The sequence below is a fragment of the Mesorhizobium sp. Root102 genome, from assembly GCF_001425625.1.
In the GTDB taxonomy this organism is placed as follows: domain Bacteria; phylum Pseudomonadota; class Alphaproteobacteria; order Rhizobiales; family Rhizobiaceae; genus Mesorhizobium.
Map to the genome: position 1 here is coordinate 18,261 of NZ_LMCP01000024.1, position 25,221 is coordinate 43,481.

Consider the following 25,221-nt stretch of genomic DNA (forward strand, 5'->3'; position numbering starts at 1 on the left):
ATGGCCGATATCGTCTTCCGCAATGTGACCAAGCGCTACGGCAAGACACTCGCCGTCGACGACGCCTCGTTTGCGGTCAACGACAATGAGTTCTTCTGCTTCTTCGGGCCACCACTGTCGGGCAAGTCAACGATCCTGCGCCTGGTGCTGGGGTTGGAGACACCGGATGCCGGAGAGATCCTGATCGGCGGCAGGCCGGTCAACACCATGTCGCCGGCTGAGCGCAACGTGGCGATGGTGTTCCAGAACCTGGCACTGTTTCCGCATATGAGCGCGCTCGACAATGTCCGCTTCCCCCTGGTCGAACGCCGGGTCGCCGAGGTCGAGATCAAAAGGCGGGTCGCCGACGTCGCGGCGAAGCTGCATATCGGCCACATCCTGCACAAGCCGCCGGGACAGCTTTCGGGCGGCGAGCGGCAGCGTGTGGCGATTGCGCGTGCGCTGGTGCGCGATCCCAACGCCTATCTCATGGACGATCCGATCTCGGCGCTTGACGCCAGGCTGCGCGAAGAAACGCGCGTCGAGCTGAAGCGTATCCAGCGCGAGCTCGGCAAGACGCTGATCTATGTCACGCATGATCAGGAAGAGGCGATGTCGGTAGCCGATCGCATCGCCATCCTGGAGGATGGCAGGATCAGGCAGATCGGTGCGCCGGCCGAGATTTATGACCGTCCGGCCAGCACCTATGTGGCGCGGCTGCTCGGCTCGCCGATGATGAACATCCTGAAATCGGCGCGTGGTGAGGCCGGCGTCGAAGCGGCCGATGGCACGATCCGCATTGCCGACAAGGCGGCTCCCACTGATGCCGTCGAGATCGGGCTCAGGCCGGAAGACATCAAGGTCAGACCGTGGCTCATCGAAGCGGACGGGGGCTCAGGCCGCCCGGCGCGGGTGTTCGAGGTCGAGCCGCTTGGCGGCTACACCGTGGTGACGCTCGCTGCCGGCCAGGCGCGGCTGAAGGCATTGCTGCGCGGCCAGCCCGACATCCGGCCCGACGCCATGGTGGCGATATCCTGCGAGCCGGCTCGCGTGCATTATTTCGGGCAGAGCGGGGGAGCGCTGGCACGATGACAGCGACCGCAAGAAAAGAGCTTCGGGAGGATCAGATGGCACACAAGGGCTTCGAGCCGGACGTGAAGGTCCGCACGAAGGAACACAGGATCGGCTGCGTCGGCGCCGGCATGATCATGGCGGAGTGCCATCTCGCCGCCTACAAGGAAGCTGGCTTCCCGGTGGTGGCGATTGCTTCGCGCACGAGGGCCAGCGCCGAGAAGGTAGCGACGCGCTGGGCCATCCCGACCGTCCACGACACGCCCGAAAAGCTGATCGAGGATACGAATGTCGAGATCATCGATCTTGCTTTCCCGCCAGACCAGCAGCCGGCGCTGATCCGCCATGCGCTGAAGCAGAAGCACATCAAGGCGATCCTGGCGCAGAAGCCATTGGCATTGTCGGTCGAGGAAGCGGTCAAGCTGCGCGACGAGGCGGCAAAAGCCGGCAAGATCCTCTCGGTCAACCAGAACATGCGCTACGACCAGTCGATGCGCGTGCTGAAGCAGATCATCGACAGCGGCGCGCTGGGCGACATCGTCTTCGCGCAGATCGACATGCACGCCATCCCACATTGGCAGAGCTTCCTTGAAGACTACGACCGGCTGACGCTCGCCAATATGAGCGTGCACCATCTCGATGTGCTGCGCTTCCTGTTCGGCGATCCCGACGAGATCACCACGCTGACGCGCAAGGATCCGCGCACGAAATTCGACCACTCGGACGGCATCACGGTGTCGACGCTGCGCTTCCCGTCCGGCGTGCTCGCCGTGTCGCTGGAGGATGTCTGGTCCGGCCCGCGCCAGGATGGCTACAAGGACGACCAGCACATCAACTGGCGCGTCGACGGCACCAAGGGTGTCGCCAAGGGCACCATCGGCTGGCCGACGGGCGCTGCCTCGACGTTGACCTACGCCTCGACCGAGACGACCGGCGGCGAGTGGGTCAGTCCAAGCTGGGACACGATGTGGTTCCCGCATGCCTTTATCGGCGTGATGGAGCAGCTCCAGCACGCGGTGAAGACCGGCACGCCGCCGGCGCTGTCGGTCGCCGACAACGTCAAGACCATGGCGCTGGTCGAGGCGGGCTACCGCTCGATCGACGAGGGCCGCACGGTCAAGCTTTCCGAAATCTCGACAACTTCAATCAACTGAATCGCTTACAGGGAGGAATTCACACCATGATGCAGGCAGGTATTTTCACGGGCTATTTCCCGTACGGTCTCGAAGAGACGGCGAAGAAGATCCGCGGGCTCGGTTTCAACACGGTGCAGCTCGACCTGCATTTCAAGGATGTCGACCTGTCGGCCGGGCAGATCACCAAGGACAAGGCCAAGAAGGTGCGCGACGTCTTCCGCGACCACAATCTGCCGGTCTGCTGCGTGTCGGGCTATACCAACATCATCCATCCCGACAAGGCCGAGCGCGACAAGCGCGTCGGCTACCTCAAGGAGATCATCCGCAACGCCCGCCATTTCGGCTCACCCTACGTGATCTCGGAAACCGGCACCTACAACACCGAATCCGACTGGGTGCATCACCCCAAGAACAAGACCGAGGAAGGGTTCGAGGAATGCCGCAAGGTGATCGCCGACCTCGCCCAGACAGCCTATGACCACGGCGCGGTCTTCCTGCTCGAAACCTATGTCAACAACGTCGTCGGTTCGGTCGAGGAGACGGTGAAGATGTTCGCGCAGATCGACCATCCCGGCCTCGGCCTCTTGATGGATCCGACCAATTATTTCGAGACGCACAACATCGACAAGATGGACCAGATCCTGAATCAGGTGTTCGACACGCTGACCGACAAGATCAAGATCGCTCACGCCAAGGACGTCAAGCGTTCGGGCGGCGACAAGTCCGAGAAGCACGCCGATATTGGCGACGAGGACGCGCTGGAGAGCCATACGTTCCGTGGCGTCGGTGAGATCGAGCTGCCGGCACCGGGCCTCGGTTCGCTGAATTACGACCTCTATCTTCAGCGGCTGGCGCAGAAGCATCCGAACATCCCGGTCATCATCGAGCATCTCTCGGAAGACGACGTGCCGCGCGCCAAGAAGTTCCTCGACGGGAAGTTCCGCGCCAACGGTCTGTGACCGCCTCTCGCGCCGCTGGTTGAAGGGACGACAGTGCAGTGAACGAAGCGGCCGTCACATGGTAGAGCTTTACGGCAAGACGCTTTCGCGCCGGCAGGTATCGGAACGTTCAGGCATGCTGTCGCAATTCGCCGGCGTGCGGCTGATGACGCTTGGCGACGGGGTGGAACGCGGCATCCGTATGCTGGAGTTCCGTACCGGCTCGGGCCTGCGTTTCACCGCGCTGGTCGACCGGGCGCTTGATATCGCCGATTGCGACTTCAAGGGCCAGGCGATCGGCTGGCATTCGCCGAGCGGCTTTCGTCATCCCGGCCTGCACGATTATGAGGGGGAAGGCGGGCTTGCCTGGGCGCGCTCGTTTTCAGGCCTGCTTGTGACCTGCGGCCTCGACCACATATTGGGTCGGGAAGAGGTGCCCGCCGAGAGCTACAACTATCCGGGCAGGAAGACCGTGATCCATTCGCTGCACGGCCGCGTCGGCACCATTCCGGCACGGCTGACCAGTTATGGCGAGGCCTGGGATGGCGACCGCTGCGTGCTGTGGGCCGAGGGCATCGTCCAACAATCGGCGGTGTTCGGTGAGGATCTCCATCTGGTGCGGCGCATCGAGGCCGATGTCGGTGGCAACGAGATTCGGCTGTCGGACCGCGTCGTCAATCACGGCTTCAACCGCACGCCGCATATGTATTTCTACCACGTCAATGTCAGCCATCCCTTGCTTGACGAAGGTTCGCGCTATCTGGCGCCGATCCGCGACGTCGTCTGGGCCGGTCATGACGGCGAGCGCTATCAGGCGCAGGAGGTCGGCTACCGCACGATGCCAGCGCCGCGACTGGGTTTCAGCGAGCAGGTCTGGCAGCATGAGATGGCGGCGGACGCCAATGGCGAGGTGCCTGTGGCGGTGGTCAACGATCAACTCGGGCTTGGCTTCGAAGTGGTGACGCGCAAGGACCAGCTGCCTTGCGCCTATCAATGGCAGAATTTCCAGGCGGGGCAGTACGCGTTGGGCATCGAACCCTCGACGCACCATGTGCTCGGCAATCTCGCGGCGCGTGAACGTGGCGAGATGATATGGCTGGAGCATGGCGGCAGCCGTTCTTACGACGCGGTGTTCAGGGTGCTCGACGGCGCCGGCGCGATCGCCGCGGCTGAAGCGAGGATCGCTTCGATCGCCAGGCAACCGCAACAGGATTATCCTGCGCCGTCGGGAAATTTTCCGAGATTGGCGGACAGGGCATGATGCGAAACGAATGCTCCGGCTGGCGGGCCGGATATCGGAGGTCGATGTGATGGCAAAAAAGCGCGACTACAGCCTGGTCGGAGAAAGCACACGCATCGCCATCGAGACGGGACTGGCCTCGGCCGAATGGTATCACACCGACGTCGCGCGCAAGGCGATGAAGGAGCTGATGCAACGCTCCGACGGGCCGGCGATCCGCGACACGATCATCTGGATCGTTGCCATACTGGGCTCGGCCGCCGGCATCATCTGGTTCTGGGGTACGTGGTGGGTGGTGCCGTTCCTGCTTGTCTATGGCGTGCTCTACGGCTCCTCCAGCGACTCGCGCTGGCATGAATGCGGCCACGGCACCGCTTTCCGTACGCGCTGGATGAATGATGTCGTCTACCAGATCGCCAGCTTCATGCTGATGCGCAATCCGGTGACCTGGCGCTGGAGCCATGCACGCCATCACACCGATACGATCATCGTGGGCCGTGATGCCGAGATCGCGGTGATGCGTCCGCCGGACCTGCTGCGCGCCGCACTCGCCTTCACCGGCATTCTCGATTTCCGCTATTCGCTGCCGACGCTGGTGCGCAATGCGTTCGGCGGCATCTCGCCCGACGAAAGGAGTTTCATCCCCGAGATGGAGCTGCGCAAGGTGGTCACCGCCGCGCGCTGGCATATCGCCATCTATGTCGCGGCGATGGCGCTGGCGCTGTACCTGTGGTCGTTGCTGCCGCTGGTCCTGATTGGCCTGCCGCGCCTCTATGGCAGCTGGCACATGGTACTGACCGGCCTGCTGCAGCATATCGGCCTCGCCGACAACGTCACTGACCACCGGCTGAACACGCGCACCGTATACATGAACCCGATCAGCCGCTTCATCTACTGGAACATGAACTATCATGTCGAACATCACATGTTCCCGATGGTGCCCTATCACGCGCTGCCGAGGCTGCACGAACTGATCAAGCACGATCTGCCGGAGCCGAATCCATCGATGTGGCATGCCTATCGCGAGGTCTGGCCGGTGCTGATCAAGCAGTTCCAGTACGAGGACTATTTCCTCAAGCGCGAGCTGCCGCCGACGGCGCGGCCGTACCGGGAGGAATTCCACGCGCTGGCCGTGCCGGCGGCGGAATAGAGTTGCAGGAGAAACAGATGGCCGACTGGGTTGAAGCGTGTGGCGTCGATGATGTCGAGGAAGAGGATGTCATCCGCTTCGATCACGGCGGACGCACCTTCGCCATCTATCGCAGCCCGGATGACGAATATTTCGCCACCGACGGCTACTGCACGCATGAGAAGGCGCATCTGGCCGATGGGCTGGTGATGGACGACATCATCGAATGCCCCAAGCACAATGGCCGCTTCAACTATAAGACTGGTGCCGCCAAAGGTGCGCCGGTATGCGTCAATCTCGCGACCTATCCGGTGAAGGTCGAGGCCGGCAAAGTGATGGTCCAGATCGGCTGACCTGCCGCAGCATGTAACAGAGGGAACCCATTCGATGAGCCGAAAAAGACCGACCGTCGCGGATTTGCGCGCCATGAAGGGCAAGCGCCAGCTGACCATGCTGCGCGTGCTGACGATGGACGAAGCCGAGGCTGCCGAGCGGGCAGGGGTCGACATCGTCTCGGTGCCGCCCGAACTGGTGCTCAACCCTGAGTACCGCGACGCAGCACCCAGCCTGTTCACCATGCCGGGAGACAATTTCTTCGAGATCGGCACGGCGGACGATTTCGTACGCTGGGCCTTCCGGCTCTACAAGGCCGGTGCCGACGCGGTCTATTGCAGCGCTGGCTACGCCACGATCAAGCGGATGGCGGACGATGCCATACCGGTGATTGGCCATGTCGGCCTCATTCCTTCCCGCGCGACCTGGACCGGCGGCTTCAAGGCTGTCGGCAAGACCGCCGATACCGCCATGGAGGTCTTCGCGGCGGTAAAGCAGCTGGAGGCGGCCGGCGCCATCGGCGCCGAAATCGAGGTCGTGCCGGTCGAGGTGGCCAAGGCGATCTCGGAACGGACATCGCTGATCATGCTGTCGATGGGGGCGGGCACCGGCTGCGACGCGCAGTATCTGTTCGCCGACGACATCCTCGGCCAGAACCGTGGCCACATGCCCCGCCACTCCAAGGTCTATCGCAATTTCGCCGCCGAATTTGATCGTTTGCAGGCCGAGCGCATCGCTGCGTTCTCCGAATATGTCGCCGATGTGAACAGCGGCGCATATCCCGAGGACAAGCATGTGGTGCATATGGACCCGGCTGAGCTCAGCCTGTTCATGAAGAGGGTCGACGGGGCGTGAAATCTCAAGACAATGATGCGACGGGCGAGGCTCCGGTTCATATTCTTACCCTTTCCTGCGAGGACCGGCCGGGGGTCGTCGCCGCCGTCACGGCGGAGCTTGCCGCGAACGGCGCCAACATCGCCGAGAGCAGCCAGTTCTGGGACCGGCAGACCAATCGCTTTTTCATGCGGATCGCCTTCATCAGCCCGCCGGGCTCGACCAAGGAAAGTCTGGAACGGGCGCTGAAATCAAGCGTCGATCGCTTCGGCATGAAGACCGCGCTGGTCGATCAGGGGCGCCGCCCGAAGATCATCGTCATGGTCTCCAAGTTCGACCACGCGCTTCTCCATCTGCTCTACCAGATCAGGGTCGGCTGGCTGAACGCGGAGGTTGCCGCCATCGTCTCCAATCACGAGGATGCCCGCCGCTTCGCCGAGATGGAAGGCATCCCCTACCACCATTGGCCGACCACCAGGGAAAACAAGGTCGAACAGGAACAGAGGCTGCTGGACCTGGTGCATCGGACGGGGGCGGAACTGGTCATCCTGGCGCGCTACATGCAGGTCTTTTCGAAAGGCCTGTCGGACCGGTTGTTTGGACGGGCAATCAACATCCACCATTCCTTCCTGCCGAGCTTCAAGGGCGCCAAGCCGTACCACCAGGCTTTCGACCGCGGCGTCAAGCTGATCGGCGCGACGGCGCATTACGTCACCTCCGACCTCGACGAGGGCCCGATCATCGATCAGGAGACCGAACGCGTTACTCATGCGATGAGCGCCGAGGATTTCGTCGCTGTCGGGCGCGACATCGAAAGCCGGGTGCTGGCGCGCGCCGTCAAGTTGCATCTCGAAGCCCGCGTCATGCTCAACGGCCACAAGACCGTCGTCTTCTGAGAAGCCGCGTCAGGCCGGCCAGCTTCCGCCGGCAAGCGCGGCGTAAAGCGCCTCGGCGTCGATGCCGAGCGGCCGGTCCTCCTTCAGCGTCGGGACCAGCGCGCGTATTGCCGTGTGTATTGCGGCGGTGCGTGGCGCCGGCGTGAAACCGTCGTGCAGATCGACCGCCTGCGCGGCTGCCATCAATTCAAAGGCGATCAGGCGGCGCCACAGCGCGATCATCCCGGCGCATTTCGCGACCGCGAGAGGTGTCTGCGTGGCGTGATCCTCGACGCCTTCCGACACGGCCAGGAAGTCGAGCATGACCGGATTGGCCTTGTGGCGGATGGCGGCAAGGATCCCAGTTACCGTCTTCTGCAAGGGCACGAAGCCGGCCGAGGCGCCGCCAACCGGCGACAGGTATTTCGGCAGGCCATTGCGGCCCGAACCGGTGAGCTGGATGAAGCGGGCGGCGCTCGCCGCCGCACATTGGGCAATTGCCAAGCCGAGCGTCTCGAAGGCGAGCGACAGTGCGGCGGTGTGGAAATTGCCGGTCGACAGAACCAGTTCATCATCACCCAGCACCAGCGGATTGTCGGCGGCGGCGTTCAACTCGATCTCGACGGCACGTCTCGCCTGGCCGATTGCCTCGATCAGCGCGCCATGGATCGACGGCATACAGCGGATCGACAGCGGATCCTGCAAGGTGGTCGGCGCTGGCGCCTCGTCTCGGGCAAGCAGATCGTGCAGCGCCTTGGCTGCTTCCTGCTGGCCAGCCGCCGGACGCGCCATATGCAGGCGCGGGTCGAGGACGGTGCGGTTGGCACCGACGCTTTCCATGGTCAGAGCGCCGGCCTGCTGTTGCTGGGCAAGGGCGGACAGCGCCTCCGTCACCGCAAGTGCGCCGCTGCCGGCGGACACCGCCGATGCGTTGATCAGCGATAGCCCGTCCTTGGGCGCCAGGCTGATGGGGGCGAGGCGAGCCATCATCAGCGCCTTGGCCGCCGGCATGCGACGGCCCTGATAGTCTGCTTCGCCTTCGCCGGAGAGCATGCGGGCAAGTGCTGTCATCAGCACCAGATCGCCGGCGCCGATCGAGCCGAGCGACGGCATCACCGGATGGACGCCGGCATTGAGCGTATCGACCAAAGCGACGAAGACGGAGGGTGAAAGGCCGGACCCGCCAACCGACAGCATCGCCGCACGCGCGACCATGGTTGCGCGAACGGCCTCGACCGGCAACGCTTCGCCGACCGCGCCGCTGCGCCCTTCCAGCAACTGGCGCTGGAAGGTGCTGGCGTCGCCCTCTACAGCGGTACCGAGATTGGCGCCGAGCCCGGTGTTGAGGCCGTAGATCTGCTGGCCGGACGCGGCAGCCTGGTCGAGCACTTTTCGCGCCTTCTCGAGCCTGCCGATGACATCGGGTCCTATTTCCACCTTGCGACCATCGCGGGCGACCGCAGCGACATCGCTAACGGCGACGCCGGCTCCGGTGAGGACGAGCGCGGTCATGCGAAGCGCAGCCTCTGGCCGATGCCTTGCGCCTGCGCCTTGGCCAGCATCGCCTTGCCGAGTGCAATGTCGGACAGCGACAGGCCGCGGTGCCAGAACAGGATCGTTTCGTCGTCGCTTTCACGCCCGGCCTTGAGACCGGCGGCAACCTGGCCGAGCTCGGCATGCAGCGTCTTTTCGCTCAGCCGCCCGGTCTCCACATGGGCGCGCAGCGAGCCGAACTTGCCGCCCTTGCACTGGCCCCAATCGTCGACGACTATCTTCTGCATGATGTCGGTCAGCGACAGTTCCACCGCGCTCATCGTGCCATAGGGCACGACCAGCGCGCCCGGCTTGATCCATTCCGTCTTCAGTAATGGCTGCGGCTCCGGCAGCCGCGAGGCCTCGACGACGATGTCGGCGCCGTCGATGCAGCTTTTCCAGTCGGCCACCGCCGTCACTGTCTTGCCGAGATCGGCGGAGAGTTTGGCGGCAAAACTGTCGCGGCTTTCCGGCCGGCGCGAATGGACGCGGATCTCGTCGAAGTCGAAGAGATGGTCGAGCAGGCGCACATTCCAGTAGGCGGTGCCGCGCGCGCCGATGTGGGCCAGCACCCTTGAATTCTTGCGCGCCAGATGCTTGGCGCCGATGGCGGTGACGGCGCCGGTGCGCATGTCGGTGATGACGGTGGCGTCGAGGATGGCGCGCGGTGTGCCCGTGCGTGGATCGAACAGATTGAGGATGCCGAATTCGGAAGGCAGGCCATGCAGGTAGTTGTCGACATAGTCGCCGACGATCTTGACGCCGGCTGTGTCGAGCGGCGCGACGTAGCCGCGCAAGACATTGAAATGACCGTGGAAGGACGGGTCCGGCTCGAGATGGACGCGCGGCTCGATCACCGTCTCGCCCCTGCCTTGCGCCACCAGGCCAGCCTCGACGGCGGCAATGATTTCAGCATCGGTCATGGCAAGGGCATCGATGTCGAGGGCATTGAGGTAGTCGATATAGATGGGCTTCATTTGACGCCTACACTTTCCTCGGACACCCCGTTCATCCCATAGCAGGCCGCCGCGCGACACGAAAGTTTGTTGCGCTATCTCTGGACGCGGCCGGCCAAATGCGGTTCAAACCGGTTCCGTCATGACTGCCATTCCCAACACCGAAGCCTTACCCGAAACGGCCAGCAATGCGCGGCGCGTGGCGCTGATCGTCGCCATCGCCTTCTTCATGCAGTTGTTGGATTCGACGATCATCTCGACCTCGCTGCCGCAGATGGGGGAGTCCTTCGGCGTGTCGGCGGTGGCAATGAGCATCGGCATCACCGTCTACATGCTGACCATGGCGGTACTCGTGCCACTGTCGGGCTGGCTTGCCGACCGGTTCGGCGCGCGCAACATCTTCCTGCTGGCGATCGTCCTGTTCACGCTGGCGTCGCTCGCCTGCGGCTTCTCGCAAAACCTGACCCAGTTCGTCGCCGCACGTGTCGTGCAGGGGCTCGGCAGCGCGCTGATGACGCCGGTCGGGCGCATCCTCGTCTTGCGCAACGCGTCGAAGTCGGAGCTGCTGAACGCTACGGCCCTGATCACCTGGCCGGCGCTGTTCGCGCCAGTGGTCGGACCTGTGCTTGGCGGTTTCATCACCACCTATCTGTCTTGGCACTGGAATTTCTTCATCAACATCCCGCTCGGCGTGATCGGTCTGGCGCTGGTCGCCCGCTTCATTCCGGGCGACCGCGAGGCCGATCCCAAGCCGCTGGACTGGCCGGGCTTCGTGCTGACATCGGCTGGGCTCGCTCTGCTGCTCTACGGCCTCGAGCGCATCGCGCATCCCGAGGAGGCCGTGCTGCCGACGGTGTTGCTGATCGCGGCCGGCATCGTCATCGGCTGGCTGGCGGTGCGGCATCTGCGGCGCGCGCGGCATCCGCTGCTCGATCTCTCCTCGTTCAAGGTGCTGACCTTCGCCATATCGACACTTGCCGCCGGCACCATTTTCCGGGTGGCGATCAACGCCACGCCATTCCTGTTGCCGCTGCTGTTCCAGGTCGGCTTTGGTCTGAGCCCCGTCGACGCCGGCATGATGATCCTTGCCTATTTCCTCGGCAATCTCGGCATGAAGACGGTGACTACGCCGACGCTGCGCCGCTTCGGCTTCCGGTCGGTGCTGGTCGTCAACGGCCTGATCGCCTCGGCGGCGATCATGGCCTGCGCGGCGATCTCGCCACAGACGCCACAAGCGCTGGTGGTGGCGCTGATGCTGATCGCCGGCCTGTCGCGCTCGATGCAGTTCACGGCACTCAACACACTGGCCTTCGCCGATATCGATGCGGCGCGGCGCAGTTCGGCGGCGACGCTGTCCTCCATGCTGCAGCAGGTGGCGATGCTGTTCGGCGTGGCGGTGGCGGCGGCGATCCTCAATCTGTCGCAGATCGCCAGGGACCGGCCCGCTCTCGACCTCGTCGATTTTCGAGTAGCCTTCCTGGTGTTCGGCGCCATCGGGCTGGTGGCGGCGTTGCGTTTTCTCGGGCTGCCGCCGGGTGCGGGCGCCGAAGTTTCCGGCCACGCGCCGGGGAATTGAGATCGATTTTTTCCGCCTGATACGGAGATAAATTCCGTCTTGTCCTTTCGCCTTGGTGCAACGCTTTCGCGAGCGGCCGCATTGGCGCAACCGATTGCCAAAAGCGCAGAGTTTTCCACGCATTGCGCCAGCTTCGGCAATCGATGCGTCCACTCGATGAATATCGTTGCAAGCCCAGGTTTTGAACGCGGATTCATTTGACGAACCGGCACTGAGCCGATTAGCTTTCTTCCCAGGGATGGCAGCGCTGCCATCGGGGCAAACGCAGACATGAACACGATCGGCTGGCCGAATTTCAGGAGCCTGAATCAGGAAGGCATTGTCTTTGCCATCGCGGTGGTGCTGTTCGTTGCCGCTGCCATCGGCCTGCCGGGCTTCATCGATGCCAACAACCTTGTCGCTATTGTGCGTTCGGTGTCGGTGCTCGGCATACTGGCGCTCGGCATGGCCGTCGTCATTATCGGCCGAGGAATCGACCTGTCGGCGGTGGCGATCATGGCGATGTCGGTCGCCTGGTATCTGCAACTGCTGAACTCGGGCACGCCGGATGGGCTGGCCTTCGCCTATGTGCTGGCTGGCGTGCTGGCCGTCGGCCTGCTCAACGGCTTTCTCGTCGCCTACGCCGATGTGCCGGCGATCTTCGTGACGCTGGCGACAGGCTCTTTCGTCTTCGGCTATGTGCGCTCGCAGCTGATCACGCAGGATGCCGTGCCGGTGCCGCAGGGCCATTGGGTCGAGCTGCTCGGCGGCCTGCGCTTCCTCGATATTCCCATCGAAGTGTTCGTCTTCGCCGGACTGGCGTTCCTGTTCTTCCTGTTCCTGCGCTACACCAAATGGGGCCGCTACATCTACTTCGCCGGCGACAATCCGGTGGCCGCGCGCAACATCGGCATTCCGGTGCGGCCGATGCTGGTGCTGCGCTACGTGCTTTCAGCGTTCGTCGCACTGATCGCCGGCTTGCTGACGGCGGCCAGCCTGCATTCGATCAACACCCGCGTCGTCAATTCGACGCTGCTCTACGACATCGTGCTGGTGGCGGTGATCGGCGGCATCGGCCTGTCCGGCGGGCGCGGCGGGGTGCGCAACGTGTTGGTTGGTGCGGCGCTGATCGGCATCCTGCTCAACGCCATGACCATCATCGACATTCCGCTGCTCTACCAGAACCTGATCAAGGCGGCGATCCTGCTCGGCGCGATCATCGTCGACGGTATCATCAATCCACGTGACGAGCAGACCGCCCAGCAAGGCGACATCTAGGGGTACCCGGCCCGATCCATCCCGATCGACCGGCAATGAAAATCGAAACGAGAGGATCTGACATGAAATTCATCAGGACATTGATGGCCGCCGCCACGGCACTCGCCGTCACCGCCTTCGTGGCGCCAACCTTCGCCGCCGACGATCCGGGCCCGGCGGCTTACGCGCAGGCGCTCAAAGGCAAGCGCGTGATGCTGGTGCCTCTGGCGATGGGCTTCGACCTGGCGCAGGGCTGGGCGCACTACCTGAAGACCGAAGTCGAGGCCTGGGGCGGCGTGTTCGAAACGCGCGATCCGAACTGGGTCGTCGATGCCGGCGCGCAGGCGATCACGGACGCCATCTCCTCGGACACCAGGCCGGATGTGCTGATCATCCATGCACCCGACCTCAACTCCTATTCCAAGCTGATGAAGAAGGCGCAGGCCGCCGGCACCTACGTCATCCTGGTCGACAATCCCGCCAACTTCCCGGCCGACGCCTTCGTCGGCAGCGACTGGGATCGGCTTGGCCAGCTCGAGGCCGAAGCGGCGATCAAGGGCTGCGGCGAAAACTCGTCGAAGAAGATCGGCCTCGTGCAGGGCGACCAGGCCAACTCTTCCAGCCTTTATCAGTATGCCGGCATCATGAAGGTTCTGGACAAGCATCCCGACTTCAAGGTGGTGGCCAAGCCCGACTCCAACTGGGATGCGACGACTTCGCGCAACGTGACGACGACGATGCTGCAGCAGAACCCGGATATCTGCTCGATCATTGATTTCTGGGATGGTGACGCTACCGGCGCATCCGCCGCGATCCGCGACGCCAAGCTCGATGGCAAGGTGTTCCTGGTCACCACCGGCGGCGGCGAGAAGGCCGCCGACTGCGACAAGCTGCAGGACGGCACCTATGGCGCCGTGGTGATGACCGATCTTGCCCGCCAGTCGGGCGACATGAACGCCATCATCAAGTTCCTGCTGCAGAGCGGCCAGCCGGCGGGCACCTCGCACACCTACATCTACACGCTGGAGAAGGCGACGACCAAGGCGGACCTCAAGCCCGACAGCTGCTGGGACCTGAAGGCGCTGCAGGCTGAAGCGGCGGCGAAATAAGCCGTACTTTTTCGACTGAAGTATAAGCGAGGTGGCCGGAAGGATCCGGTCACCTCGCTCCCTCATGGAATAGCAGCAGCCGATGTCCGTTCGCGAACGCCTCCACTCCTGGCGCTACAATCTCGTGCCCGACCATGTCGTCGGCGAGATCCTGACCAAACGCTGGACCGACAACGCCATTCCGTTCCTGGCACTGGTGGTGACACTGGCGACCTTCGGCTCGGTCATTCCCGGCTTCTTCAAGCTGACCGCACTGCAGGAATCGACCCGCCAGCTCGGCGAGTTCTCGATGGTCGTCACCGGCATGACGGTGGTGATGCTGGGCGGCGGCATCGACCTGTCGGTCGGCTCGATCTTCGCGCTGTCCTGCTTCTCCGCCGTCTACGTCTTCTTCATCCTCGAACAGTCGATCTGGCTGGCGCTGGCCGCGTCGCTCACCACCGGCCTCGTCTTCGGCGCCATCAACGGCTACCTCGTCGGCTATCTCAGGCTGCGTGCCTTTCTGACCACGCTGGTCACCTTCATTTTCGGACGGGCGCTGTTCGACATCCTGGTCACCACCTATGCCGCCGACGTGCAGCTTTCGACTGCCACATCCGATGTGCTCGACTTCATTGGCGATAGCACCTTCTGGGGGCTCTCCGTCTCGGTGTGGCTGGCGATCATCCTGGCCATCATTACCCACATCGCGCTGACGCGCTCGCGGCCGGGCTGGCATGTGCTGGCGGTCGGCGGTTCCAGGCGCTCGGCGCACAATGCCGGCATTCGCGTGCGCCGCACGGTGTTCATGACTTATGTCTTTTCCGGCTTCTGTGCCTCGATCGGCGGCTTCCTCATCGCATGCCGCTTGAGCGGGGCAGGGCCGGGCACCGGCCTCAACCTCGAGATCATGGCGCTGACGGCGGCAGTAGTCGGCGGAGTCAGTCTCGGCGGCGGGCGCGGCTCGGTGATCAAGGGGCTGATGGGCGCCATCATCGTCTTGACCATGACCAACGGACTGATCCGGCTGGGTTACGGCACCGGCACCAACCAGATGGTGCTCGGCATCATGCTGGCGGTGGCGGTGACCATCGACATCCGCTGGCTGAAGAACCGCCACAAGGTGCTGAACGAGGTCTATGTCGCGCCGGTCTATCTCAAGATGGGCGAGACACAGTCGGCCGCGCCCGGCTCCGGTACGCCCTATGAACTCGACAACCGGCTGTCGGCGGCAGACCATATCGGGCTTGGCGAGTTGGAGGGGCCGGAAGACGTCATCCTCGACCGCGACGACAATCTCTATTGTGGTACGCGCCATGGCGAGATCGTCCGCTTCTTTGCACCTGGGTATGTCAGGTCGGAAGTGTTTGCTCATATTGGCGGCTTTCCGCTCGGCCTGGCCCTCGACAAATCCGGCAATCTGATCAGCTGCGTCGGCGCCATGGGGCTCTATTCCGTCTCGCCTGAGCGCGAAGTGAAGCGCCTGTCTGCCGAGACGTCACGTTCGTGGACCTCGATCGTCGACGATGCGCGTTTGCGCGACCCGAACGACTGCGACATCGCACCTGACGGCCGCATCTATTTCACCGACTCTACCAAGCGCTACGACGCGCATGACTGGGCGCTGGATTCGATCGAGAACCGCGCCACCGGCCGGCTGCTGGTCTACGATCCGAAGGACGGCTCGACGAAAACGCTGCTCGACGGCTACCGCTACACCAATGGCGTGTGCATGGCGCATGACGGCAAGTCGCTGTTCTTCGCCGAAAGCTGGGCCTGCCGGGTGCATCGCTACTGGCTGGAGGGGCCGAAAGCCGGCACCGCCGAATGCGTCATCCGCGACATGCCGGGCTATCCCGACAACATCAACCGTGCTTCCGACGGCAATTACTGGATGGCATGGCTGGGCATGCGCACGCCGAGCTTCGACCTGTCGCTGCGCCACCCCGACATGCGCAAGCGCATGACGCGGCGGCTGCCGCAGGATGAATGGCTGTTCCCCAACATCAACACTGGCGGCGTGGTGAAGTTCAACGAAAAGGGCGGCATCGTCGAGGCGATGGGCGACCTCACGGGTGGTGCGCACCCGATGGTCACCTCGATGCGCGAGCACAAGGGTTTTCTGTTCGTCGGCGGCATCCTCAACAACCGCATCGGCCGCTACAAGATTTCAGGCGCCGACCCGAACTGGACCAGTCCCACTTCCTACTGGGGGGCAAAGCCATGATCCTCGATCCTGTGCTCGACCTGTTTCGCGGCAAGGCAGTGACCATCCCGCCGCTCGACGGCGCTTTCCGTCCCAATACGCGGCTGGATGATGCGCCTGCGTTTGCCGAGCTGACCGAGCCTGACAATCTGCTGGCTCCCGGTGACCGGCTGCTGGCCTCCAGCGGCAATGCCATCCACTCGATTGCTATCGGCGCGACCCAAACCGTGGTCGATACGTTTCCCTCTCCCATCACCGCGCTGGCGCTGTCGCCATCGGGCGAACTGACGGTCGGGCTGGAAAGTGGCAAGCTGCTGATTGCCGGCGGGGAGGTTTCGCTGCCGGCGGAGATCCGCTGCATCACCGCACTTGCCTATGCCGACGATGGCACGCTGTGGCTGGCCAACGGCTCGGCCGAGCATGCTCCATCGCAATGGGCCGCCGATCTGATGAAGAAGGGCGCGTCCGGTTCGCTCTGGAAGCGGGACACGGCAGGCGGCGATTTCCGCAAGGTGGCCGGCGACATAACCTTTCCCTATGGCCTGCATCCTGTCGGCAAAGATGTGCTGGTCAGCGAAAGCTGGCGTCATCAGTTGGTGCGTTTCGATGGCGCGACGGGCAGCCGCTCGACGGTTCTTGCGCATCTGCCCGGTTATCCCGCGCGGCTGTCGCCGTCCGCCGATGGCGGGGCGTGGTTGACCTTGTTCGCGCCGCGCAACCGGCTGATCGAATTCGTGCTGCAGGAAACGCATTACAGGCAGGATATGCTGAGCCAGGTGCCGCCGGCCTACTGGATCGCGCCGGCAGTGGCGTCCAGCCGCAGCTTCCTCGAGCCGCTGCAATGCGGCGGCATCCGCACCATGGGCATCCACAAGCCATGGTCGCCGAGCCGCTCCTACGGGCTGGTGGTCAGGCTCGACCAGAAGATGCAGCCGCAATTCAGCCTGCACAGCCGCGCCAACGGCACGCGTCACGGCATCTGCAGTGTCGCCGAGAAGGACGGCGTTTTGTTCGTCGCCTCCAGGGGCGGCGATTGCGTGCTGGCGATCGACCTCGCGTCGGGAGGGTTTTGATGGAACCGATCGTCCGCCTGGAGAATGTCACCAAGAATTATCGCGGCGTGCCCGCGGTGAAGAATGTCAGCTTCGAATTGCGCAAGGGCGAGATCCACGCACTGCTCGGCGAGAACGGCGCCGGCAAATCGACGCTGACCAAGATCATCGCCGGCGTGGTCGACGCCACGTCGGGCAAGATGTTCCACAAAGGCGCCGAGATCGCCTACGCCTCGCCGCATGCCGCCCTCGAGGCCGGCATTGCCATGGTGTTTCAGGAAACCAGCCTGGTGCCGTCGATGACGGTGGCGCAGAACCTTTATCTCGGTACTGAAAAATTCCTCAACCGACTGCGCGGCACGTATATTTCAGCACAGCAGTTCCTGCAGTCGCTGAATTTTCCGGTCGATCCGAATGCGATGGTGGCGACGCTGGGCGCGGCCAAGCGGCAAATGGTCGAGATCGCGCGCGCCGTCCACCACAATGCCGAGATCATCATCTTCGACGAGCCGACGGCGACGCTGACGCCGGAAGAAAAGCGCCACTTCTTCGCGTTGATCCGCCGGCTGAAGGCGAGCGGCGTTTCCATCGTCTTCATCAGCCACGCGCTGGAAGAGGCGCTGATGATTGCCGACCGCATCACCATCCTGCGCGACGGCGAGCTTGTGATCACCGACGATACATCGGCCTTCGACCGCGACAGGATCGTCGCCGCCATGGTCGGGCGTACGCTTTCGGGGCAGATCTACCGGCAGCGTGACGAAGCCAAGCTGCGCAAGGCTGGCAAGAAGGTGCTGTCGGTGCAGGACATCTCGATGAGCAATGTCGTGCGCAATAACTCCTTCTCGATCTTCGAGGGCCAGATCACCGGCGTGTTCGGGCTGATCGGCTCGGGCCGCACCGAAACGTTCAAGATCGTCTCCGGCATCTACAAGCGCGATTTCCTGCGCGGCGGCGCCATCGAGCTAGACGACAGGCCGGTGCGCTACCTCGTGCCGAGCGAGGCAGTGGCCGACGGCATCGTCTATGTCACCGAGGACCGCAAGAGCGAAGGCATCTTCGAGACGATGGGCATCGCCGAGAACCTGTTCGGCGGGCTGCTGGCGGCGGGCCGCGAAAAGGCCTGGGTGATCAACCAGCAGGAGATGCGCACGCTTTCGGCCGAGTGGACCAAGACGCTGAACATCAAGGCGATCAACGACAATGCGCGTGTGGTCGAGCTGTCCGGCGGCAACCAGCAGAAGGTGGTGATCGGCAAGGGACTGGTGCAAAAGCCGCGCATCGTCATCTTCGACGAGCCGACGCGCGGCGTCGATGTCGGCGCGATCGCCGAGATCCATCAGATCATCAACAGGCTGGCCGATGAGGGCCTGGCCGTCGTCGTCATCTCGTCCTACCTGCCTGAGATCATGAACCTGTCCGACCGCATCCTGGTCTGCCGCCAGGGCCGCATCGTCGAGGAGTTTTCGCCAGCCGAGGCGACGGAGGAGAAGATCATGTATGCGGCCGTGCATTAGGTTCCTAGGCGGTGGCTGGCGGTGCGCATACGTTGGTAATTGGCGAAGACGTCAGTCCTTTCGTCATCCACGGGCGGAGCAAGGAGCGCAGCGACGCGGCGCAGACCCGAGGATCCATGCCGCGACTTCCAGGCGTCGCAGGGGTGCAGGATTCTGCTCCGCTGCACCCTTGGAGAGGCGTCACGGAATGGAAGCTAGGGGCGCCGACCTGCAAAAACTGAATCATCCACGACAATTGACCGCAATTGCTCAAGACCTGATTCAATTCACACGAAGGGAAAAACCATGGCGACCACAAGACTTCTCAGCGATGCCGAGGTGGAGAAAATCCCGGCCGTGAAGGCCGTCTTCGACGACATCCGCACGACGCGCAAATCCGATTTCGTCAACAATTTCTGGCGCGGGTTGGCCAACGATCCTCCGGCGCTGAAGCGGATCTGGGAACAGCTGAAGGTGGTGATGGTCACTGACAGCGCTATCGATCCGCTGACCAAGGAGATGATCTACATCGCCGTGTCGACCGCCAATGGCTGCTCTTACTGCGTCCATTCGCATACCGCCGCCGCTCGTGCCAAGGGGATGACCGACGCCCAGCATGGCGAGTTGGTGTCGATCATTGGGCTCGCCGGCCAGACCAACCACATGGTGACGGCGTTGCAGATCCCGGTCGATCCGCAGTTCGAGGTGAAGTGACGAGGCGGCTGTGCGCCGACCCACCTTCTCCCAGGGGAGAAGGGAAGGGCGCTCTCACGCTGGCCGGTAAACCTTCTCCGCTGTGTTCCAGAAGATATCCGCCTCTGCCGCAGCACCATGCCTGGCCACTGCATCCCGGTGCGCCTTGATCAGCTCGGCGTGGCTGGTCCACAGTTTCTCGATCGGGAAGTTCGAGCCGAACATCAGGTGGTCGCTGCCCAGAATGTCGATCGCGTTGTCGATGATGTAGGCAATCAGCGCCGGGTCGTTGCGGTGGACGAAGGTACCGAGGCCGGACAGCTTGGCATAGAAATTGGGCGCCGCTGACAGCGTGCGGAGGCCTGCCTTCCAGGCCTCGGTGGTTTCCGGCTCCATGCCGGTCAGCATGCCGGCGTGGGTGAGGATGAAATTGGTCCGCGGGTTCTCGCCGACCAGGGTGAGGCCGTCCTTCATCTGCGCCGGGAAAAGCTGCAGGTCGAAGGACAGGCCATAGTCCTTCAACCGCGCCACATTGGCGCGGACCTTCGGGTCGATGACCTGGTCGGCCGAAGCGGCGAAGCGGAAGGCCGGCGTCTCGTGCCAGTGCAGTTGCATGCGCACGCCGCGCAGCAGCGGATATTTCTTCAGCCTGTCGATCTGCGGCCTGATATCGTCGACGGTCATGTCGGCATAACCGACAATGGCATGCGGCCAGCCGGTCTCTTCAGCGGTCTGCTGCAGGAAGGCGACCTCCTTCTCGAAATCCTCCTTGGCCCAGTTGGTCTGGACATAGACGGCCTTCTCGACGCCGGCGCCCTGCTGATCGGCCAGAAATTCCTCCATCGGGTAGTCGCGACGGATCGGCTCGTAAGGGCCGAAGATGCGCGGCACCATCGGCCCGACCAGCCAGGGCTGGTCCTGCTGGCGCCAGATGTGGAAATGCGCGTCGATGGCTTTCTGCATCATGAAACCCTCTTCCAGATTGCCGCCGCCGCTGGGGCAGGGTGGGCGAGCGACAGGATGAAATCGGTGAGGCCGGCGAGCGACGAGCCGTCGACGAGATCGTCGAGCACCGGCAGGATGGCGCGAAGCGCCGCTGTTGCCGGCCGGAAGCCTGGGTCGCCAGCCAACGGCGTTGCCAGCGAGAGCCTGAAGGCGCGGGCGCTCAGCCGGCGCATCGCCGTCTCCAACTCGGCATGGTCGCCGCGCTCCAGCGCGTCGGACAGGATGACGACGGCAGCGCCGCGCGCGAAGGCCGAGAATCGCGGCACCGAGAGGAAGGCCAGCAGGGTTGGCCCCATTCTGGTGCCGCCGTCCCAATCGTCGACCAGGGCCGCCGCACGCGCCAGCGCCTGGTCGCGGTCGCGGATGCGCAGCGCTGACGTGATGCGGGTCAGCCGTGTGCCGAAGGTGAAGATCTCGACGCGATCCCCACCTTGCACAGCGGTATGGGCGAGCTTGAGATAGTCCGCGGTGTGCAGTTTCATCGAGCCGGAGACGTCGATCATCAGCAGCAGCTTGCGCGGCACGGTCTGGCGGCGGCGCAGCAGCGGCGAAGGGACGTCGCCATCGGCGCTGACGATTTCCCTGAGCGACCGGCGCAGGTCGAGCTTGCCGCGCGCGTGGGTGCGCACGGTGCGGAAGGAGCGGCGGGTGGGCAGGGCGGAGGCGAGCTTGCGTTGAAAACCGGTCAGCCTGTCGTCGTCGCGCTGGAAATCGCGCGTGCTCAATTGCTCCAGGGCCGACGACAGCTCGCCGCCTTCATGTCTCTGTTCGGCTTCGAGTCGTTGGTCATCGGCGCCGCCATCATCCTTGATGCGGGTTTCCTCGTCGGCGTCGCCTTCGACCATGGCGGATGCGTTGCCATAGAAATGGCTCTGGAAATGCGCCTCGAATTCGTCGCGGCGGTCGGGAGGCGGCGCCAGTGTCGCAAGCGCTGCCTCGCGGATATCCGCCATCGAGCGCGGGCCGAGCAATGTCACCGCTTGCATGAAGCCGGACACCTGCTCGGCTGCTATAGCAAAGCCGTAGCGGCGCAGCAGCCGCCCGAAGCCGAGCAGGGGCGTGGCCGCGCGAGGCAACGCGCTCACGCCAGCGCCTCCTCGACGATCCGGCCAAGCTCCGGCGCGATGTAGGAGAGATCTTCCTCGTCCTTGATCAGCACGCCGATGGCGCGGCGGAAGGCTTCCGGCCACGGGCTGCCGCCTTTCTCCAGAATGGTGGCGGCATTGGCCCATTCGACCGCCTCGGCAATGCCGGGCGGCTTGGCGAGCGGCCGGGCGCGAATGGTCTGCACGGCTGCTGCCACCGCACGTGCCGTTGCCTCAGCCACATCGCCGGCGCGCAGCATGATGATGGCGGCCTCGCGCTCGGCGTCGGGATAGCCGATCCAGTGATAGACGCAACGCCGCCGCAGTGCTTCGGCGAGTTCCCGGGTGCGGTTCGAGGTCAGGATGACGATCGGCTGTGCGGTGGCGCGGATGGTGCCGCGCTCGGGAATGCTGATCTGGAAGTCGGAGAGGAATTCCAAAAGCAGCGCTTCGAATTCATGGTCGGAACGATCGATCTCGTCGACCAGCAGCACGCGCCGCTCGGGCGCCTTCAGCACCTGCAGCAGCGGCCGGGCGATCAGGAAACGGTCGTCATAGATGTCGATCTCATGCTCGCCGGCATGGCGGATGGCGAGCAGCTGGCGTTGGTAGTTCCATTCGTAGAGGGCATGGGCGGCGTCGATGCCTTCATAGCATTGCAGCCGCACCAGATCGCGGCCCAGCAGCTGCGCGATCGCCTTCGCCGCTTCCGTCTTGCCGACACCCGGTGCGCCTTCAAGCAGCAGCGGCTTGCCCAGCCGGATCGCCAGGAAGATGGCTGTTGCCAGGCTCTCATCCGCCAGATAGCGCGAGGCGGCCAGATGCTGCGCCACCGCCTCCGGCGAGGTCGCGACAGTCTCGGCGCTTGTCCCAGTCATTCCAGCCCTCAGTTCGCCGCTTGCGCCTTCAGCGCGCGCAAGATGCGCTCCGGCGTGATCGGCAGCGTATCGATGCGCACCCCGACGGCATCGAAGACGGCATTGGCGACGGCGGGGATCTGAGGGTTGGCGCACATTTCGCCCGGCCCCTTGGCACCGTATGGCCCGTCTGCCGAGGGACGCTCCAGCACGATGATCTCGGTCTCGGCGAGGTCGCCGGGGCCGGGCATCAGATACTGGTTGAAGTCGGTGCCGCCATGGTCGCGGTTGGGGTAGTAGGGTTCCGTGGTCTCGTAGAGCGCGTGGCTGATGCCCATCCACGAGCCGCCGACCAGCTGCTGCTCGACCATTTTCGGGTTCAGCGCGCGGCCGATCTCGAAGACGTTCTTGACCGTCAGCACGGTGACCTCGCCGGTCTCGTCGTCGACCTCGACTTCTGCCACGGTGCAGGCATGCGCGTAGCAGGTCGACGGCTTCATCGCGCCGGTCTCTTTTTCCGGATAGGAGCGCGGGATCAGGAACATGCCGCGGCCGGAAATCGAGCGGCCGCGCTTGAAATGCGCCGACAGCGCGACGTCGAAGATCGAGATCGATTTTTGCGGCGCGCCCTTGACCAGGATGTTGCCCTGGCCGTCGGTCTCGAGGTCCGACGCATTCACCTCCAGCTCCTCGGCCGCCACTTCCAGCATCACCTGGCGGGCTTCCCTGGCGGCCTGGATGACGGCGTTGCCGGCGCGGTGCGTGCCGCGCGAGGCGAAGGTGCCCATGCAGTGCGGGCCGGTGTCGGTGTCGGCGGTGTCGACGACGACACGGTCGGTCGGCACGCCGATCGTCTCGGCGCAGATCTGCGCCATGATCTGCTTCATGCCCTGGCCGAGATCGACCGATGACAGCGTCACCATGAAATTGCCGGTCGGTGTCGAATGCACCAGGGCCTGCGTCGGGTCGCCGCCGAGGTTCATGCCGGTGGGATAGTTGATCGCGGCGACGCCGCGTCCACGCCTGATCGCCATCTCAAGCTCCCTTCACGTAGGAGGACATCGCCATGTACTTCTCCGCCACCGGCCAGTTGGCGGCGCGCGAGGCTTCCTGCATGCATTCGATCAGCGCCGCGCCTTCGGTCGGCTGGCGATGCGCCTTCATGTCGCCGTCGCGATAGGCGTTGATGAAGCGGAATTCGAGCGGGTCCATGCCGATCAGCCGCGCCAGCTTGTCCATCTGCACCTCCAGCGCGAAGTCACCGATGGTGACGCCGAAGCCACGCATGGCGGAGGAGGGAGTGCGGTTGGTGTAGACGCAGTAGGTGTCGATCCAGACATTGGGGATGGTGTAAGGGCCGGGATAGTGCCCCGCACCCTTCTGCGCGCCATAGGGCGAGTGGCGTGAATAGGCGCCGGCGTCGGTATAGCCGGTGACCTTGCGCGCGACGATGCGGCCGTCCTTCATGACGCCGTCCTTGATGACGACCTTTTCGGCCGCGCGAGGTGACGATATCTGCATCTCCTCCTCGCGGCTGTAGATAAAACAGACCGGTCGCCCGGTTAATTTGGCGCCGAGGATGGCGATCGGCTCGACGATGACGTCGACCTTGCCGCCAAAGCCGCCGCCGACGGTGCCGCCGACGAAATGCAATTTGCTGCCGGGCATCTGCAGGATGATCGAGGTGTTGTCGAGCGTGAAGAACATCGCCTGCGTGTTGGTGTAGCAGGTGAAGCGGTCATTGCCCTCGGGTGCCACCACGCAGCCGGTGGTCTCGGTCGGCGCGTGCTCGATCGGCGAGGACTGGTAGCTTTGCTCCAACACGTGATCGGCGCCGGTGAAGCCCGCCTCGACATCGCCGAATCGCACCTTGCGGCACTCGCCGCTGTCATAGAGGTAGTAATTCTGGCCGTGATATTCGTTGACCAGCGGCGCGCCGGGCTTCAGCGCCTCCTGCATGTCGAAGACGGCCGGGAGCACCTCATAGTCGACCTTGACCTTGGCGGCGGCCTCTTGTGCCGCGCGCTCGGTCTCGGCCAGCACCGCCACCACGGCCTCGCCCTTCCAACGCACCTTGCCGTCGGCCAGCACGGTTTCGTCCTCCGGCCCGATCTGGATCAGGATGAGGATGGTGTAGACATTGTGCGGCACGTCCTTGGCGGTCAGAATTTTCACCACGCCCGGATGCTTTTCCGCTTCCGACGTGTCGATCGAGCGGATGCGGGCATGGTGATGCGGGCTGCGCACCATCTTCAGATGGAGCATGCCGGGAAAGTTGCGGTCAGCAAAAAAGGCGGTCTTGCCGGTGACATGGCCGGGAGAGTCCGAGCGCGGCCGTGGCTGGCCGATCTCGTGCAGATCGTCCCTGCGGACATCGGCGAAGTAATTCTTGCGCAGTTCCATTCGTTTTGTTCCCTCAAGCCGCGTTCTGAGAGTTGGACCGCGCGACGGTCAGCACCGCCTGGATGATCGGCTCGTAGCCTGTGCAGCGGCAGATGTTGCCCGACAGCGCCTCGACCACCTCGTCGCGGCTGGGATTGGGTGTGTGGTCGAGCAACACCTTGGCCGCCATGATCATGCCCGGCGTGCAGAAGCCGCATTGCGTGGCGAAGGTGTCGAGGAAGGCGCGCTGCAAGGGATGCAAGACCCCAGAATCGGAAAGCCCGGACGTGGTGCTGATGACGGCGCCATCGCAGGTCTCGGCCAGCGTCAGGCAGGAGAGCCGGAGCTCGCCGTCGATGATGACCGAACAGGCGCCGCAACTGCCCTGATGGCAGCCGCCCTTCGGCGAGGTGTCGCCGATCTTGTCGCGCAAGGCGTGTAGCAGCGTCGTGCCACTGTCGACGAATTCGGCCTTTTCAGAACCGTTGAGTGTGAATTGAACCGGAACCTTTGCCATGCTT

Annotated in this window: 23 protein-coding genes; 15 read left to right on the top strand and 8 right to left on the bottom strand. The window is 63.9% G+C overall.

Features of this window, described 5'->3' with window-relative positions; translation table 11 throughout:
* From ASD12_RS20585 to purU, 8 genes are read left to right on the top strand one after another with little or no spacing between them, the layout of a single operon-like run.
* Positions 1-1,071: an ABC transporter ATP-binding protein gene (locus ASD12_RS20585; protein ID WP_056590256.1), complete on the top strand. Its 1,071-nt coding sequence runs from the start codon at positions 1-3 to the stop codon at positions 1,069-1,071.
* Between the two features lie 35 nt (positions 1,072-1,106).
* Positions 1,107-2,204 carry a Gfo/Idh/MocA family oxidoreductase gene (locus tag ASD12_RS20590; RefSeq protein ID WP_056590259.1) on the top strand — a complete coding sequence of 366 codons (1,098 nt, stop codon included), beginning with the start codon at positions 1,107-1,109 and terminating at the stop codon, positions 2,202-2,204.
* A gap of 26 nt (positions 2,205-2,230) precedes the next feature.
* Entirely contained in the window at positions 2,231-3,145 is a 915-nt protein-coding gene (locus ASD12_RS20595) for a sugar phosphate isomerase/epimerase (RefSeq protein WP_056590262.1), read from the top strand.
* Between the two features lie 58 nt (positions 3,146-3,203).
* Complete coding sequence (locus ASD12_RS20600) at positions 3,204-4,385, top strand: aldose 1-epimerase family protein (RefSeq protein WP_056590265.1); 1,182 nt, start codon at positions 3,204-3,206, stop codon at positions 4,383-4,385.
* A 49-nt stretch (positions 4,386-4,434) separates the two neighbouring features.
* A complete protein-coding gene (locus ASD12_RS20605; RefSeq protein ID WP_056590349.1) occupies positions 4,435-5,514 on the top strand; it encodes a fatty acid desaturase family protein in 1,080 nt (359 codons plus the stop codon).
* Positions 5,515-5,531: 17 nt separating this feature from the next.
* Positions 5,532-5,846, top strand: coding sequence for a MocE family 2Fe-2S type ferredoxin (locus tag ASD12_RS20610; protein ID WP_056590268.1), 315 nt, complete (start codon positions 5,532-5,534; stop codon positions 5,844-5,846).
* A 34-nt stretch (positions 5,847-5,880) separates the two neighbouring features.
* The gene (locus ASD12_RS20615) at positions 5,881-6,681 is read left to right on the top strand and encodes a 3-methyl-2-oxobutanoate hydroxymethyltransferase (RefSeq protein WP_056590271.1); all 801 of its coding nucleotides are present in this window, start codon (positions 5,881-5,883) and stop codon (positions 6,679-6,681) included.
* Entirely contained in the window at positions 6,678-7,556 is an 879-nt protein-coding gene (purU, locus tag ASD12_RS20620) for a formyltetrahydrofolate deformylase (RefSeq protein WP_056590273.1), read from the top strand. Before ASD12_RS20615 ends, purU begins: the two co-directional genes overlap by 4 nt.
* Before the next feature lie 9 nt (positions 7,557-7,565).
* On the opposite strand, the gene hutH is transcribed toward purU, so the two are convergent.
* Entirely contained in the window at positions 7,566-9,047 is a 1,482-nt protein-coding gene (hutH, locus tag ASD12_RS20625) for a histidine ammonia-lyase (RefSeq protein ID WP_056590277.1), read from the bottom strand.
* Positions 9,044-10,045: an ornithine cyclodeaminase family protein gene (locus tag ASD12_RS20630; protein ID WP_056590280.1), complete on the bottom strand. Its 1,002-nt coding sequence runs from the start codon at positions 10,043-10,045 to the stop codon at positions 9,044-9,046. The genes hutH and ASD12_RS20630 overlap by 4 nt, the downstream gene beginning before the upstream one ends.
* Before the next feature lie 121 nt (positions 10,046-10,166).
* Between ASD12_RS20630 and ASD12_RS20635 the strand changes: the two genes are divergently transcribed.
* From ASD12_RS20635 to ASD12_RS20665, 7 genes are all read left to right on the top strand, one after another.
* Entirely contained in the window at positions 10,167-11,600 is a 1,434-nt protein-coding gene (locus ASD12_RS20635; RefSeq protein ID WP_056590283.1) for a DHA2 family efflux MFS transporter permease subunit, read from the top strand.
* Positions 11,601-11,870: 270 nt separating this feature from the next.
* Positions 11,871-12,857, top strand: a complete 987-nt coding sequence (locus ASD12_RS20640) for an ABC transporter permease (RefSeq protein WP_056590285.1) — start codon at positions 11,871-11,873, stop codon at positions 12,855-12,857.
* 62 nt (positions 12,858-12,919) lie between these two features.
* Complete coding sequence (locus ASD12_RS20645) at positions 12,920-13,945, top strand: sugar ABC transporter substrate-binding protein (RefSeq protein ID WP_056590288.1); 1,026 nt, start codon at positions 12,920-12,922, stop codon at positions 13,943-13,945.
* An 82-nt stretch (positions 13,946-14,027) separates the two neighbouring features.
* A complete protein-coding gene (locus tag ASD12_RS20650) occupies positions 14,028-16,151 on the top strand; it encodes an SMP-30/gluconolactonase/LRE family protein (protein WP_056590291.1) in 2,124 nt (707 codons plus the stop codon).
* Positions 16,148-17,203 carry a hypothetical protein gene (locus ASD12_RS20655; protein WP_056590294.1) on the top strand — a complete coding sequence of 352 codons (1,056 nt, stop codon included), beginning with the start codon at positions 16,148-16,150 and terminating at the stop codon, positions 17,201-17,203. Before ASD12_RS20650 ends, ASD12_RS20655 begins: the two co-directional genes overlap by 4 nt.
* Positions 17,203-18,699 carry a sugar ABC transporter ATP-binding protein gene (locus ASD12_RS20660; protein ID WP_056590298.1) on the top strand — a complete coding sequence of 499 codons (1,497 nt, stop codon included), beginning with the start codon at positions 17,203-17,205 and terminating at the stop codon, positions 18,697-18,699. Before ASD12_RS20655 ends, ASD12_RS20660 begins: the two co-directional genes overlap by 1 nt.
* A 285-nt stretch (positions 18,700-18,984) precedes the next feature.
* The gene (locus tag ASD12_RS20665) at positions 18,985-19,392 is read left to right on the top strand and encodes a carboxymuconolactone decarboxylase family protein (protein WP_056590301.1); all 408 of its coding nucleotides are present in this window, start codon (positions 18,985-18,987) and stop codon (positions 19,390-19,392) included.
* A 54-nt stretch (positions 19,393-19,446) separates the two neighbouring features.
* Here ASD12_RS20665 and ASD12_RS20670 read toward each other — a convergent pair whose 3' ends face one another.
* The 6 genes from ASD12_RS20670 to ASD12_RS20695 are packed head-to-tail and all read right to left on the bottom strand — an operon-like array spanning position 19,447 to position 25,217.
* Complete coding sequence (locus ASD12_RS20670; RefSeq protein WP_056590352.1) at positions 19,447-20,334, bottom strand: amidohydrolase; 888 nt, start codon at positions 20,332-20,334, stop codon at positions 19,447-19,449.
* Positions 20,334-21,452: a VWA domain-containing protein gene (locus tag ASD12_RS20675; RefSeq protein ID WP_244482918.1), complete on the bottom strand. Its 1,119-nt coding sequence runs from the start codon at positions 21,450-21,452 to the stop codon at positions 20,334-20,336. The genes ASD12_RS20670 and ASD12_RS20675 overlap by 1 nt, the downstream gene beginning before the upstream one ends.
* Before the next feature lie 5 nt (positions 21,453-21,457).
* Complete coding sequence (locus ASD12_RS20680) at positions 21,458-22,339, bottom strand: MoxR family ATPase (protein WP_056590307.1); 882 nt, start codon at positions 22,337-22,339, stop codon at positions 21,458-21,460.
* A gap of 8 nt (positions 22,340-22,347) precedes the next feature.
* Positions 22,348-23,352, bottom strand: a complete 1,005-nt coding sequence (locus ASD12_RS35780; protein ID WP_023756899.1) for a molybdopterin cofactor-binding domain-containing protein — start codon at positions 23,350-23,352, stop codon at positions 22,348-22,350.
* 1 nt (position 23,353) lies between these two features.
* A complete protein-coding gene (locus ASD12_RS35785) occupies positions 23,354-24,721 on the bottom strand; it encodes a xanthine dehydrogenase family protein molybdopterin-binding subunit (protein ID WP_056590310.1) in 1,368 nt (455 codons plus the stop codon).
* A gap of 13 nt (positions 24,722-24,734) precedes the next feature.
* Positions 24,735-25,217, bottom strand: a complete 483-nt coding sequence (locus tag ASD12_RS20695) for a (2Fe-2S)-binding protein (protein ID WP_056590314.1) — start codon at positions 25,215-25,217, stop codon at positions 24,735-24,737.
* Positions 25,218-25,221: the final 4 nt, after the last annotated feature.